This is a genomic window from Streptomyces sp. STAM6 (assembly GCF_054963715.1).
Genome location: NZ_JBUEFZ010000002.1, coordinates 272,450 through 286,075 on the forward strand (window position 1 = coordinate 272,450; position 13,626 = coordinate 286,075).

Here is a 13,626-nt window from a genome sequence, read left to right on the forward strand (position 1 = left end):
ATGCCATCCCTCGAACGGGTGACGCCCTGCGCCGAGCGGCTCACCGTAGGTGGGGGCGCACCCCACCGCCGGCGGGGCCGCTCACTGCTCGGCGAGCGCCCTCAGCCGGCTGAGCGCCCGGTGCTGGGCGACCCGTACGGCGCCGGGCGACATCCCCAGCATCTGGCCGGTCTCCTCGGCCGTGAGCCCGACCGCCACCCGCAGCACCAGCAGCTCGCGCTGGTTCTCCGGGAGGTTGGCGAGGAGCCGCTTGGCCCATTCCGCGTCGTCGCTGAGCAGCGCCCGCTCCTCGGGACCGAGCGAGTCGTCGGGCCGCTCGGGCATCTCGTCCGAGGGCACGGCGGTCGATCCGGGGTGCCGCATGGCGGCTCGCTGCAGGTCGGCGACCTTGTGCCCGGCGATGGCGAACACGAACGCCTCGAAGGGGCGTCCGGTGTCGCGGTACCGGGGCAGGGCCATCAGAACGGCGACGCAGACCTCCTGGGCGAGGTCCTCGACGAAGTGGCGCGCGTCACCGGGCAGCCGGTTCAGCCGCGTGCGGCAGTACCGCAGGGCCAGCGGGTGGACATGGGCCAGCAGGTCATGAGTGGCCTGCTCGTCGCCTTCGACGGCACGGTGTACGAGTGCACCGATGGCCCCCTGGGCAGTCGCCGCCTCGTCGTCGCGCATCGGTCCATGGTGCCTTGGCGGCTGCCGGTCCGTGGCACCGCGTCCGTAGTTGTGCACCGAAGCGTTATGAGCAGGTGCGCCGGAAGTCATCCCCTGCGCCCTCCCCTCCCGCTCGATCGACTCGTCCCCGAGGAACTCCACCCTTCAAGGATGCGGCATCGGGCCGGAAACAGATATCGGGCGTCCGCCGCCCCGTCCGCCGGGCGGCGGACGGGGATCGATACGGTCACGCCCTAGCGCACCAGGCCCCAGCGGAATCCGAGCGCGACCGCGTGCGCCCGGTCCGATGCGCCCAGCTTCTTGAAGAGCCTCCTGGCGTGCGTCTTGACCGTGTCCTCGGAGAGGAAGAGCTCGCGGCCGATCTCCGCGTTGGACCGGCCGTGGCTCATACCTTCGAGGACCTGGATCTCGCGGGCGGTGAGGGTGGGCGCCGCACCCATCTCGGCCGAGCGGAGCCGGCGCGGGGCGAGCCGCCAGGTCGGGTCGGCGAGCGCCTGCGTGACCGTGGCCCGCAGCTCGGCCCGCGAGGCGTCCTTGTGCAGATAGCCGCGAGCCCCGGCGGCGACGGCGAGCGCCACCCCGTCCAGGTCCTCGGCGACGGTGAGCATGATGATGCGGGCGCCGGGGTCCGCGGAGAGCAGCCGGCGGACGGTCTCCACGCCGCCCAGACCGGGCATGCGTACGTCCATCAGAATCAGGTCCGAGCGGTCCGCGCCCCAGCGGCGGAGGACTTCCTCGCCGTTGGCCGCGGTCGTCACGCGCTCGACGCCGGGCACGGTGGCAACGGCGCGGCGGAGCGCTTCTCGGGCAAGCGGGGAGTCGTCGCAGACGAGGACGGATGTCATGACCGTCCTCCGCAGCTGATGCGCGTCACCTTGGGCCTCCAGGCTGTGTACGTGTCGTCACCTGTGCGGTTGACGCCCCCGGACATTTGCCCGAGCGCTTGTTCTTTCAACCGCCTCCGCACTCTCAACGATGGTCACTCGAAAGAGTTACGGGTGCCCCCACCCCGTCCGGCACTCTACGTGAGGGAGCGCGTACAGAGGAGAGCGACGCAGGTCACCAATGCTTCACTCACAGCTATGCCCCATTTAGCGGCTTTTCCTTCACTTTGTCGGTGTCTGTGGCTAGATTCGCAATGAGTCATATTTACATCTACTTAGACAGTAGTTGTACCGTCGTGGCTGTATCGGCCCAGCTATCCGCTCAGCACCGGTTTCAAGGGGACATGCGCTATGGCAGATTTCTCCCGCCTTCCCGGACCCAACGCCGACCTGTGGGACTGGCAGCTCCTTGCGGCCTGCCGAGGGGTCGACAGTTCGCTCTTCTTCCACCCCGAGGGAGAGCGCGGCGCCGCACGGAGCGCGCGCGAGAACTCGGCGAAAGAGGTCTGCATGCGGTGCCCGGTCCGCGCGGAGTGCGCGGCCCACGCACTGGCCGTGCGGGAGCCCTACGGCGTATGGGGCGGCCTCACGGAGGACGAGCGCGAGGAGCTCATGGGGCGGGCGCGCAACCGCCTGATCACCGCGACCGCGGCATCGGCGGCGCGCACCTGAAGGAACGTTTCTGCACAGTGGGGTGGCCCGCGCGTGGCGGGTCACCCCGTCGTGCGTCCGGGGGCTGCGGCGCCGCTCCGGGGGCGCTCGCGCCGGAGGTCAGGGCCGCGGCGCGCGGGCCGCGGCGCGCGTGAGCCGGTCGAGGGTGGCCGCGACCGCCGGCACCTGGGCGAGGTCCGGCAGGGTGAGGGCGACGATCTCCCGCTCCACCGCGGGTTCCACGGCGACCGTCCGGGCGCCCCTCGGGCGTACCGACTCGATGGCCAGTTCGGGCAGGACGGCCACACCGAGCCCCGCGCCGACCAGCCCCACCACGGCCGGGTAGTCGTCGGTGGCGAAGTCGATCCGGGGGGTGAAACCGGCCGCCTCGCACACGTCCACCAGCTCGCGGCGGCAGCGCGGACAGCCGGCGATCCAGGACTCGTCGGCCAGTTCGCGGATGCCGACGGCCTCGGCGTCGGCGAGGCGGTGGCCCTCGGGGACAAGGCCGACCAGCCGGTCCGCCAGCAGGGGCCGCACGACCAGGTCGTCCCACTCCCCGGCGCTGGGGCGGTAGCGGAAGGCCAGCGCCACGTCGCAGTCGCCCTCGCGGAGCATCTCGACCGAGCGCGGCGGCTCGGCCTCGACCAGGGACACCCGCGTGCCGGGGTGCGCGGCGCGGAGGGCCGCGAGCGCCGTCGGGACCAGGGTGGAGCTGCCGCTGGGGAAGGACACCAGCCGGACGCGGCCGGCCCGCAGCCCGGCGATGGCGGCGATCTCCTCCTCGGCGGCGGTCAGCCCGGCGAGGATGCCGGACGCGTGCCGCACGAGGGCCTCTCCCGCCTGCGTCAGCCGCATCTCGCGCCCCGTGCGGATGAGCAGCGGGGTGCCCGCAGAGGACTCGAGGGCCTTCATCTGCTGGCTGACCGCGGGCTGGGTGCAGCCGAGTTCCCGCGCGGCCGCCGAGAAGGAGCCGGTGGCGGCCACGGCGCGCAGGACCCGGAGGTGGCGAGCTTCGATCACCCTCTGAATATAAGCCTTGCTTGGACATGTCGCGAGATCCCCGCCCACTCCTTTGAGACGTTCGCGTTAGCGTGCCGTGCATGAGGGTTCTGACCGTGAATGTGGGACGGCCGAAGGCCGCCGGGTACACCGACGCTCCCGCCGGGGAGACCGGTATCGACAAGCGGCCGACGGAGGGGCCGGTCCGGGTCTCGGACCCCGGGCCCCGGGGCGAGGGCGGCAGCGGGGTGGCCGGGGACGCGGTCTGCGACCTCCGCTTCCACGGCGGGAGCATCCAGGCGGTGTATGCCTTCGCGCGCGAGGAACTGGACCACTGGGAGGCCGAGCTGGGCCGCACCCTCGCCAACGGCTCGTTCGGGGAGAACCTGACCACGGCCGGCATCGACCTCAACGCCACGCTGATCGGCGAGCGCTGGCGGGTCGGCTCGGCGCTGCTCCAGGTGAGCCACGTGCGCCTGCCGTGCCGTACCTTCGCGGGCTGGCTCGGCGAGAAGGGCTGGGTCAAACGGTTCACCCAACGGGCCCGCTCCGGCGCCTACTTCAAGGTCCTGGAGCCCGGCGAGATCCGCGCGGACGACGCGGTGCGGATCGTGCACCGCCCCGACCACGACGTGTCCCTCGATCTCGTGTTCCGCGGCTCCACCCTCCGGCGCGAGCTGCTGCCGCGCACGCTCGCGGCCGGCGACGACCTGCCCCCGGACGTCCGCGAGGCCGCGCTCAAGTACGTCGCGCGGAAGCACTAACGTGCCGCGTATGACGACTGCACTGATTACGGGCGCGACGGCGGGGATCGGGGCCGCCTTCGCGCGGCGGCTGGCGGCGGACGGCCGCGACGTGGTGCTGGTGGCCCGGGACGTGAAACGCCTGCGGGAGCAGGCGACCGAGCTGCACGACCGGCACGGGATCGAGGCGGAGGTGCTGGCCGCGGACCTCTCCGAGGAGGACGGGATCGCTGCGGTCGAGGCGCGTCTGTCCGACCCGAGGCGGCCGGTGGACCTGCTCATCAACAACGCCGGGTTCGGCAACAAGGGCCGCTTCCTCGAAGTGTCGATGGCCGACGAGCTGAGGATGCTGAAGGTGCACTGCGAGGCGGTGCTGCGGCTGACGGCCGCGGCCTCGGCGGCGATGCGCGAGCGCGGGCGGGGCGGCGTGGTGAACGTCGCCTCGGTGGCCGCGTTCGTGCCGCGTGGCACGTACGGCGCGTCGAAGGCCTGGGTCGTGCAGTTCACCCAGGGCGCGGCGCGCGATCTGGCCGGCAGCGGTGTGCGGCTGATGGCGCTGTGCCCGGGCTTCGTGCGTACCGAGTTCCACCAGCGGGCGGGGATGGGGACCGACAACATCCCGGGCTGGATGTGGCTGGACGCCGACAAGCTGGTCGGCGACGCGCTGACGGACCTGGCCCGGGGCAAGACGCTGTCGATCCCCGACCCGCGGTACAAGGCGCTGATGGGTCTGGTGAAGCTGGCGCCGCGCGGCCTGCTCGGCGGGGTGAGCTCGCGGGCGGGCCGCACATACGGGCCGAACTAGCGGAAGGCCCGCGCGAACGGAGCCGCTGAGCGGCTCCGACCGGAGGATCGGCGTTCTCACGGCTCGGTCATCCGAAGGGTGGGATCCGGAGGGCCGAGTCCGGAGGGTGGAGTCCGGAGGCGGGGACAGCTGTCGGCCGCGCACGGCCCGAGAACCGGCGAGGCGTGGGCCGCCCCGGGGTCGGCCGAGGCCCGGCACGGCCGAGGCCCGGTGCCCCCGCGACGGGGGCACCGGGCCTCGGCGTTCAGCCGTGAGCGTCAGTGGGCGTGGCCGTGACCGTGGCCCGCGTCCGCCGGCTCCTCTTCCTTCTTCTCGACCACGAGGGTCTCGGTGGTGAGGAGGAGGGAGGCGATGGAGGCGGCGTTCTCCAGGGCCGAGCGGGTGACCTTGACCGGGTCGATGACGCCGGCCTTCACCAGGTCACCGTACTCACCGGTCGCGGCGTTGAAGCCCTGGCCCTTGTCGAGCTCCGCCACCTTCGCGGTGATGACGTAGCCCTCGAGGCCGGCGTTCTCGGCGATCCAGCGGAGCGGCTCGACGGCGGCACGGCGGACGACGGCGACACCGGTGGCCTCGTCACCCTCCTTGCCGAGGTTGCCCTCGAGCACCTTGACGGCGTGGACCAGCGCGGAGCCACCACCGGAGACGATGCCCTCCTCGACCGCGGCGCGGGTCGCGGAGATGGCGTCCTCCAGACGGTGCTTCTTCTCCTTCAGCTCCACCTCGGTGGCGGCGCCGACCTTGATCACGCACACGCCGCCGGCCAGCTTCGCGAGGCGCTCCTGGAGCTTCTCGCGGTCCCAGTCGGAGTCCGTGGTCTCGATCTCGGCCTTGATCTGGTTGACGCGGCCGAGCACGTCGTCGCTGTTGCCGCCACCGTCGACGATCGTGGTGTCGTCCTTGGTGACGGTGACGCGGCGGGCGGAGCCGAGCACGTCGAGGCCGGCCTGGTCGAGCTTGAGGCCGACCTCCTCGGCGATGACGGTGGCGCCGGTGAGGGCGGCCATGTCGCCGAGCATCGCCTTGCGGCGGTCACCGAAGCCGGGGGCCTTGACCGCGACCGCGTTGAAGGTGCCGCGGATCTTGTTGACGACCAGCGTCGACAGGGCCTCGCCCTCGACGTCCTCGGCGATGATCAGCAGCGGCTTGGAGCCACCGGCCTGGATGACCTTCTCCAGCAGCGGGAGCAGGTCCTGGATCGCGGAGATCTTGCCCTGGTGGATCAGGATGTACGGGTCGTCGAGGACGGCCTCCATACGCTCCTGGTCGGTGACCATGTAGGGGGACAGGTAGCCCTTGTCGAAGGCCATGCCCTCGGTGAAGTCGAGCTCCAGGCCGAAGGTGTTGGACTCCTCGACGGTGATGACACCGTCCTTGCCGACCTTGTCCATCGCCTCGGCGATGAGCTCGCCGACCTGCTGGTCCTGCGCGGAGAGCGCGGCCACGGCGGCGATGTCGGTCTTGTCCTCGATCGGGCGGGCGGTGGCGAGCAGGTCGTCGGAGACGGCCTTCACCGCGGCGTCGATGCCCTTCTTCAGGGCGGCCGGGGAGGCGCCGGCGGCGACGTTGCGCAGACCCTCGCGGACGAGCGCCTGGGCCAGGACGGTGGCGGTGGTGGTGCCGTCACCAGCGATGTCGTTGGTCTTGGTCGCCACCTCCTTCACCAGCTGGGCGCCGAGGTTCTCGTACGGGTCCTCGATCTCGACCTCGCGGGCGATCGTGACGCCGTCGTTGGTGATGGTGGGTGCGCCGAACTTCTTGTCGATGACGACGTTGCGGCCCTTGGGGCCGATCGTCACCTTGACCGTGTCGGCAAGCTTGTTGACGCCGCGCTCAAGGGCGCGACGGGCGTCCTCGTCGAACTTCAGGATCTTCGCCATGGGAGCGGTTCAGCCCTCTCGGAATTCGTTGAACGAACTGCGCCCCTGGACGCCCGGTGCGGGGTCAGGGGCGCAGCTCAAAGCATCTGCTTCGGTGAATTACTTCTCGACGATCGCGAGCACGTCGCGAGCCGAGAGGACGAGGTACTCCTCGCCGCTGTACTTCACCTCGGTGCCGCCGTACTTGCTGTACAGCACGATGTCGCCGGTCTTGACGTCGAGCGGCAGGCGCTCGCCGTTCTCGAAGCGACCCGGACCCACGGCGAGGACGACGCCCTCCTGGGGCTTCTCCTTCGCGGTGTCCGGGATGACCAGGCCAGAGGCGGTGGTCTGCTCGGCGTCGAGCGGCTGGACCACGATGCGGTCCTCGAGCGGCTTGATGGCAACCTTGGAGCTGGTGGTCGTCACGATCCGACCTCCCCCTTCGGAGATCTCACGGGGTTAACTGTCTGAGGTGGCGACCAGGTGGATCCGTCGTCGCGGGTGCCGGACCTGCCCGTCGCTGTGTTGGCACTCTCCAGTGGGGAGTGCCAGAGCCGAGACTATGGCCGCGATTAGCACTCGGTCAAGCGGAGTGCCAATCGCGCGAGCCGCGTCGCGGTACGGAGGGTCCACGGCGCACACCACTCAGACGTAGTCCTCCAGCCTGGCGACCGCGTATCCCTTGGCGGTTACCACGTTCATCACGTGCCGGATCATGTCCGGCATCGTGCCCTTCCAGTCCCCCCGGCCGCGGAAATGCGTGAGGATGATGTCGCCGGGGTGCAGGTCCTTGTCCCACTCCCGCCACTCCATGTGGTCGGGGAACGCCTCGGCCGCCCACAGGGGGACGGCCTTGACGCCGCAGGACCGCGCGGCGCGCAGGGTGTCCTTGTCGTAGTTGCCGTACGGCGGGCGGAAGAGCGTCGGGCGCTTGCCGTACCGCTTCTCGATGGTGGCCTGCTGTCCGCAGATCTCGCGCTTCTGTTCGGAGTAGGAGAGGGCGGGCATGTAGCGGTGATTGAGGGTGTGGTTGTGGAGGGTCACGCCCCGGCCCTGCATCCGCTCGAAGTAGCCGTAGTCCTCCTTGACCAGGTAGTCGCTGAGGAAGGCGCTGTAGGGGATGCCCATGTCGCTCATCATCCGCAGCAGGTCGGGGTCCTTCTCGGCGCCGTCGTCGATCGTCAGGAAGACGACGCGCTGCTTGGTCGGCACTGTGGTGAAGACCGGCGGGAGGGTCGGGTCGCCGACCCCGAAGCCCTTACGGAAGGTGATCTTCGGCTTCACGTCGGGAGGCGGGGGTGCGGGCAGCGGGGTCCGTTTCAGGCCCCATTTCTTCGCGGCGACCGCTCGTGCGGCCTGCGCGCGCCTGATCTTCTCCACGTACGCGGTGAGGGCGCCGGCCGCCCCCGGCTCCCGCTGCGGCTGACCGGCGGCGGGCTTGACGTTGCCGCCCGCCGGCTCGCCTCGGTCCGCGGGCTCGGCGGAGCAGCCCGAGCCGATGGCGGCGGCCAGCACCGCGGCGAGGACCAGCCTCACCCGATTGGCACCCTTATAAGGATTTTGTCGTACAAGCTGCATGGCGTCGCATCCTGTCAGCGCCACGCCCCGTCACCCGGCCGACACCGCCGCCCGGCGTGCACCATCCCCCGGCTGGCCCACAATGGGCCGCGTGAACGACGTGTCCTCCTTCCGCGCCCTGCTCACCGACGAGGGCCGGGAACTGCTCACCGCCCTGCGCGACTACAACCCGGCGCAGGAGCTGGCCATCGCCTCCCGGCTGCGCCGCGACCACCCGGCCGAGCTGGTCTCGGCGGCGCTGGGCCAGGCCCGACTGCGCCAGCGGGCGGAGCCGAAGTTCGGGCCCGAGGACGCGTACCGCATGTACTTCACGCCCCACGGCGTCGAGCAGGCCACCCGGGCGTCGGTCGCGGCGTACCGGGCCGCCGCCTTCGCGCGCCTCGGCGTGCGCACCGTCGCCGACCTGTGCTGCGGCAACGGCGGTGACGCCATCGCCCTGGCCCGCGCCGGGCTCTCCGTGCTCGCGGTGGACCGGGACCCCCTCACCGCCGAGGTCGCCCGGGCGAACGCCGAGGCGCTCGGCCTCGCGGACCTGGTCGAGGTGCGCTGCGCCGATGTGACGGAGATCGACACCACGCCGTACGACGCCGTCTTCGTCGACCCGGCCCGGCGGGGCGGCCGGGGCCGCGGCGCCGGCCGGATCTTCGACCCGGAGGCCTACTCGCCGCCGCTGTCCTGGGCGATCGAGGCCGCTCTCCGGGCCCCGCACGCCGCCCTGAAAATCGCCCCCGGCATCCCGCACGAGACCGTGCCGCCCCAGGCCGCGGCCGAGTGGATCTCGGACGGCGGGGACGTGAAGGAGGCGGTGCTCTGGTTCGGCACACACCCCGGCACGATCACCGCGACGCTGTTGCCGGGCCCGCGCTCGCTCACCGGCCGGGGCCTGCCCGACCCGCAGGTGCGCGAGGTCGGCCGCTTCCTGTACGAGCCGGACGGCGCCGTCATCCGCGCGCACCTGGTCGCCGAGGTGGCCGAGGAGCTGTCGGGCGGTCTGATCGACGAGACCATCGCGTACATCACGGCGGACGAACTGCGGCCGACGGCGTACGCCACCGCGTACGAGATCACCGACCGGCTGCCCTTCAACGTGAAGAAGCTCAAGGCCCTGCTGCGCGAGCGCGAGGTCGGCGTACTGACCGTCAAGAAGCGCGGCTCGGCGGTGGAACCGGAGGAACTGCGCCGCAAGGTCAAGCCACAGGGACCGAACGCGGCGACGGTGTTCCTGACGAGGGTGGCGGGGGCGCCGACGATGCTGGTGGGACGGCCTGTGTAGTCGGATTCACAGAGCCCGACCATTTGCAACCGCCATGTCGGCAGGCCGCGTTGCTAGGGTGCGAGGGGCGCGCCGAGGAGGGGGACTCATGGTGGAGAACGCAAATCTCGACGTCAAGGACGACGATCTGACGCGTCTCACGAAGGACCTGGACGAGATGCAGCGTCATCTGGACAGCCAGGTGCGGCGGATGGACGCGATCGTCGACCGCATCGAGGCGGGCTGGAAGGGCGAGGCGGCCAAGGGGTACCGGGCACTGCACCGGGGCGCCGCCGAGGACGCCGTACGCATCCGGGAAACGCTGCTCGTCCTGGAGGAGGCCATGCGGATGAGCCGGGACGGCTTCAGTCAACAGGAGCTCGACAACCTGAGGCGCATGCGCAAGGCCGAGAGCCAGGTGGACGTGGAGCGCGAGGCTCGCGAGCTGTCGGAGAGCACAGCGCCACCGACGCCCACGAGTCGCATTCTCGACATCTGACGCACGACGCATGGCATACACAACGGGGACTTCGCATGGATGACGACCACATAGGCGTCAGCTTCGCCACGCTGCGCGAGCTGGCGGGCGAGCTGGAGGACATCCTCCGGCAGCTCAACGAGAGACTCGAAACGCTCTACACCCGCACCGAGAAAGTCGTACTGACCTGGCAGGGCGAGGCGCGCGACGCCTTCGTCGACGAGCTCGACAAATGGGACCGGCAGATGGAGGATCTGCAGGCCGCCCAGGCGTGGCTCCACGAGGTGGTCACCACCGGCCATGCCAACTACGCCGAGGCACACCGTGCCGTGCTGCGCGGCTGGGGAGGTGCCTGATGGGTACCCCTCCGCCGCCCCAGAACGGCACCATCGACGTCAAACCCTCCGATCTGCACCGGGTCTCCGGCGGCTTCGCCGGACAGCAGCCCATGTACAGCAAGGCCGCCAAGGACCTTGTGAGCAACCTGGAGAAATATCCCGACGCGGGCGGCTACGGCACAGCCCCGCAGGCGTTCGCGGCGGCATACGTCGAGGCGGGCAACCGCTTCCTGGACGTGTGGGCCAAGAGTGTGGTGAGCATCGGAGGCGCCGCCGTCGGTTTCACCACCACAGCCAACAACTACTCCAAGGCGGAGGCCGCCGCAGACCCGACGGGCAAGAAGCAGGCCGTCGTACAGCCCGAGCCGAAGGTCATCGACAAGGAGCCCGACTACGGCAAGGTCCCCGATCTGAAATGGGGGGACGACGACGGCGGCGACGGCTGGCTGCGCAGCATCCTGGAGTGCATTCCCGAAGTCGTGTGGGATGTGATCCGCCCGGTGCTCAAGCACGCGTTCCGCTGGGGCAAAGTCGCGGAGGTCTACCCCTATCCCCAGCAGCACTACCTCAACTCACTGTCCAAAGCCTGGCGGGACATGACCATCACACTCTCCATGACGGAGAGTGCGCTGACCGGGCAGGTCAGCAGCATCACCCAGCAGACCAACAGCGAGTGGCACGACGCCATGCGGCAGTTCTGCAGCTCGCTGTGGGGAACGACGGCGTGGGGCACGTCCACGGCGGGATACCAGTGGAAGCACGACTCGGCCTCCGCGCAGGCGGGTGCCACGCACCCCGTGATGACCGTGCTGTTCGACACCGCCATGAAGATCAGCGACCTGCTCTACGACTTCGCCGAGGCCGCCGTCGACCTCAATGGCAAGGTCTGGGACATCTACATGGAGGCCGTGCGCGAGGCCGTTGGCAAGATCGACCTCAGCGACGGTGTCGGCATGGACGACGTCAAGGAGGGCGCCAAGACCGCCGGCCGCTTCCTCAAGGGCCTGGTGAAGGGTGCGGCGGAACTCAGTGTGGAGATCACGCTGAACATCGACACCGCCCGGCTCAATGCGGTCGTCAACGAGTACAACAACCGTGTCAACGGCCTGGTGCCGCAGCTCAAGGCACTCATGGAGCCGCTGAACGAGGCCCACAGAGCGGCGCCGACCTACCGCTCCGAAGCGGCGCGGGCGCAGGCGTTCGGCGCACGGGCACTGAACGACTTCAAGCGGGAGCACCGCTTCAGCGTCCCGGGTGAAGACCCGGACAACATCTACTATCCGATCGACCTGGCGAGCCAGGAAGGCCTGTACGACAGTCACCCGATCGACAAACACGTCGGTCTGACGGACGAGCAGCTGAGGATGCGCCTGCGGGACCAGGCAGGCGCGCCGGCCGCGTCCACGTTCACGGACCTCGCCTCCGCTCAGAAGTTCACTCAGGCAGCCCTCCAGAACGATGCGAACGAGAACCGGATCGCGGACTGGATCGACAGCACCGAGAAGAAGATCAAGAACAATCCCAATTACGATCCGAACAAGTCGGAGATCCAGCCCCCGGTCTATCTGGAATTCCCAGGACAGGTGACCGGCCGGAGCGTCTCTCGTGACGACTATGCTCAGGACGGGATGAGCGCCAAGGCCGAGGACAAGAGTTGGGTTCAGGTCCGTCTCATCTACAAGGAGGGTCTCGAGCCGCCCTTCATCGTGCTCACCGCCATGCCGCACAAGGGCCCGTGAGAGAGGTACGTCACATGCAGCCGTCTCCGATGTCACTGTTCTCGGACGGTCCGGCACTGCGGCTCCTCGACATCGCCATCGCGGCGCAGGAGTCCGGTGGGAAGCTGTCCCTGGACACGGAGCTCCAGCGGTACGTACGTGTCGTCCGCACCGACTGGGTGGCGCACTGGAACTGCTCGGTGCTCGCCGGGGCCGGTGTGCTCGACTTCGCCGCGGAATCCGTCGAGCGCCTGGGTGCACTGCACACCTTCCCGCCGGAATTCCGCGAGAAGGCCGCGCGCGCGGCAGGCGGCATGGACCCGGCCGAGTATCTGCGCACGTTGGCGGAATTGGTGCGGATCGCGAACCGCGAAGGGCCACCCGATTACGACCAACTGCCCATGGCGGGGTGGGAATTCCTGCAGCTGTTCCCCCATCTGTTCGGTTTCGACGCGATCCTCATGGACGAGGGCGACCGGCCCTTCGCGGACGTCGCCCGGTCGGTGCTGACCAACGAGCACCCGTTCTGCCACGAACGGGCAGCCGCCTACACCACTGAGGCGCAGCGCGCCCTGGTCCTCTTCCCTTCGGCGGACGGACTGCGACCGCATCTGTCCTTCGCCACCCGAGACCGCCTCCGCGAACTCATCGAGACCCTCAACGACCACATGCAGCGAGAGCACTGATGACCGCCGTCACCCGGAACCGTTCCGCCACCTACCCCGACCGCGCCGCCGCCCAGTGGGCCACCCAGCAGGTCGTCACCGCCAACGAGCAGCTCATCCACCGATGGCTCGCCCAGTCGACGCGACAGCGGCTGACCATCGAGGCGGCGTGGCCGTCCCGGCCCGAGCCGGTCGGGCGGGTGCTGCTCCAGGCGATGATGCTGGCCGGGCGCGACGCCGTCGACGTCCGGGCCGCCCGGGTGGTGCTCAAGCGCGACACGGCGAGCCCGCACGGCTTCACCGTCCACGCCACCTTCCCGATCTACCTCTAGAGGCAGCAGCCGTGTCCCTGAAGCCGCGCGAGCACGACCGCAAGTACGGCGAGCTCGACCAGGTCGTCCGGGCCCACATGGGCCTGACCGCCGACAACGACGAGGCGCTCACCGCCTACCTCCGCCACACCTGGCGCACCCGCCCCTGGGCCATCGCGATCGCCGAGGAGCAGCTGCGCGAGTACGCCGACAACCCGCCGGGCCGGCTGAGGCTGCGACTGGGCGAGTTCTACCCCGTACCGGACGTCGGGCTGCCCGACGCCGAGATCCAGGCGTGGCTGGTCCGGCTCGCCGACCGGCTCAAGGAGAGCGTCGAGACGGGGCAGGCACCACCGCCCGCCACCCCGCAGACGCGCTGGGAGTGGCACGCCCGCTTCCCGGAGCTGGCGCAGTTCCTCGGAGGCTGGTTCTCGCAGGACATGCCGGACGAGTTCGAGGACCACGACGCCGCGCTCCAGGACTACCTGGACGGCACCGACGCCGGTCTGATCGCCCAGCTCACGGGCGAGCTGCACGATCTGCTCACCCTCCCGCTGGACGAGCCGGACTACGCGCTGGCGCTGGCGGAACTCGGCATGGAGGTCGACCCGCCCGCCCCGTACACCCCCGGAGCGTGGCTGGCCGAGCTGGCCGCACGCCTGCGCTGACG

The 13,626-nt window shown here is 70.2% G+C and carries 16 protein-coding genes; 10 read left to right on the plus strand and 6 right to left on the minus strand.

Going from position 1 to position 13,626, the window contains the following annotated elements; all coding sequences use genetic code 11:
• Positions 1-81 precede the first annotated feature (81 nt).
• Both ACY34K_RS03640 and ACY34K_RS03645 read right to left on the minus strand, forming a co-directional pair.
• Positions 82-669, minus strand: coding sequence for a sigma-70 family RNA polymerase sigma factor (locus tag ACY34K_RS03640; protein ID WP_462743459.1), 588 nt, complete (start codon positions 667-669; stop codon positions 82-84).
• Between the two features lie 233 nt (positions 670-902).
• Positions 903-1,514, minus strand: coding sequence for a response regulator transcription factor (locus ACY34K_RS03645; protein ID WP_003948568.1), 612 nt, complete (start codon positions 1,512-1,514; stop codon positions 903-905).
• Between the two features lie 390 nt (positions 1,515-1,904).
• Here ACY34K_RS03645 and ACY34K_RS03650 point away from each other — a divergent pair, with 390 nt between their 5' ends.
• A complete protein-coding gene (locus ACY34K_RS03650) occupies positions 1,905-2,225 on the plus strand; it encodes a WhiB family transcriptional regulator (RefSeq protein ID WP_462743462.1) in 321 nt (106 codons plus the stop codon).
• 99 nt (positions 2,226-2,324) lie between these two features.
• Here the strand turns inward: ACY34K_RS03650 and ACY34K_RS03655 are convergent, their stop codons facing one another.
• Positions 2,325-3,227: a LysR family transcriptional regulator gene (locus tag ACY34K_RS03655; RefSeq protein ID WP_462743465.1), complete on the minus strand. Its 903-nt coding sequence runs from the start codon at positions 3,225-3,227 to the stop codon at positions 2,325-2,327.
• Positions 3,228-3,307: 80 nt separating this feature from the next.
• Between ACY34K_RS03655 and ACY34K_RS03660 the strand changes: the two genes are divergently transcribed.
• Entirely contained in the window at positions 3,308-3,970 is a 663-nt protein-coding gene (locus ACY34K_RS03660; protein ID WP_462743468.1) for an MOSC domain-containing protein, read from the plus strand.
• A gap of 10 nt (positions 3,971-3,980) precedes the next feature.
• Entirely contained in the window at positions 3,981-4,754 is a 774-nt protein-coding gene (locus ACY34K_RS03665; protein WP_462743472.1) for an SDR family NAD(P)-dependent oxidoreductase, read from the plus strand.
• A gap of 257 nt (positions 4,755-5,011) precedes the next feature.
• Here the strand turns inward: ACY34K_RS03665 and groL are convergent, their stop codons facing one another.
• From groL to ACY34K_RS03680, 3 genes are all read right to left on the minus strand, one after another.
• A complete protein-coding gene (groL, locus tag ACY34K_RS03670) occupies positions 5,012-6,634 on the minus strand; it encodes a chaperonin GroEL (RefSeq protein WP_462743476.1) in 1,623 nt (540 codons plus the stop codon).
• Positions 6,635-6,733: 99 nt separating this feature from the next.
• Complete coding sequence (gene groES / locus ACY34K_RS03675; RefSeq protein WP_010471835.1) at positions 6,734-7,042, minus strand: co-chaperone GroES; 309 nt, start codon at positions 7,040-7,042, stop codon at positions 6,734-6,736.
• A gap of 219 nt (positions 7,043-7,261) precedes the next feature.
• Positions 7,262-8,194, minus strand: coding sequence for a polysaccharide deacetylase family protein (locus ACY34K_RS03680; RefSeq protein ID WP_462743480.1), 933 nt, complete (start codon positions 8,192-8,194; stop codon positions 7,262-7,264).
• Between the two features lie 82 nt (positions 8,195-8,276).
• Between ACY34K_RS03680 and ACY34K_RS03685 the strand changes: the two genes are divergently transcribed.
• The 7 genes from ACY34K_RS03685 (at position 8,277) to ACY34K_RS03715 (ending at position 13,624) form a co-directional block, all read left to right on the plus strand.
• Complete coding sequence (locus ACY34K_RS03685; protein WP_462743483.1) at positions 8,277-9,467, plus strand: class I SAM-dependent methyltransferase; 1,191 nt, start codon at positions 8,277-8,279, stop codon at positions 9,465-9,467.
• 88 nt (positions 9,468-9,555) lie between these two features.
• Positions 9,556-9,945 carry a WXG100 family type VII secretion target gene (locus ACY34K_RS03690; RefSeq protein ID WP_462743486.1) on the plus strand — a complete coding sequence of 130 codons (390 nt, stop codon included), beginning with the start codon at positions 9,556-9,558 and terminating at the stop codon, positions 9,943-9,945.
• A gap of 35 nt (positions 9,946-9,980) precedes the next feature.
• The gene (locus ACY34K_RS03695; protein WP_462743490.1) at positions 9,981-10,280 is read left to right on the plus strand and encodes a WXG100 family type VII secretion target; all 300 of its coding nucleotides are present in this window, start codon (positions 9,981-9,983) and stop codon (positions 10,278-10,280) included.
• The gene (locus ACY34K_RS03700) at positions 10,280-12,001 is read left to right on the plus strand and encodes an RNase A-like domain-containing protein (RefSeq protein ID WP_462743493.1); all 1,722 of its coding nucleotides are present in this window, start codon (positions 10,280-10,282) and stop codon (positions 11,999-12,001) included. The genes ACY34K_RS03695 and ACY34K_RS03700 overlap by 1 nt, the downstream gene beginning before the upstream one ends.
• 14 nt (positions 12,002-12,015) lie before the next feature.
• Positions 12,016-12,666: a hypothetical protein gene (locus tag ACY34K_RS03705; RefSeq protein WP_462743496.1), complete on the plus strand. Its 651-nt coding sequence runs from the start codon at positions 12,016-12,018 to the stop codon at positions 12,664-12,666.
• Positions 12,666-12,977 carry an RNase A-like domain-containing protein gene (locus ACY34K_RS03710; RefSeq protein WP_462743499.1) on the plus strand — a complete coding sequence of 104 codons (312 nt, stop codon included), beginning with the start codon at positions 12,666-12,668 and terminating at the stop codon, positions 12,975-12,977. The genes ACY34K_RS03705 and ACY34K_RS03710 overlap by 1 nt, the downstream gene beginning before the upstream one ends.
• An 11-nt stretch (positions 12,978-12,988) precedes the next feature.
• Positions 12,989-13,624, plus strand: coding sequence for a contact-dependent growth inhibition system immunity protein (locus ACY34K_RS03715; RefSeq protein ID WP_462743502.1), 636 nt, complete (start codon positions 12,989-12,991; stop codon positions 13,622-13,624).
• Positions 13,625-13,626: the final 2 nt, after the last annotated feature.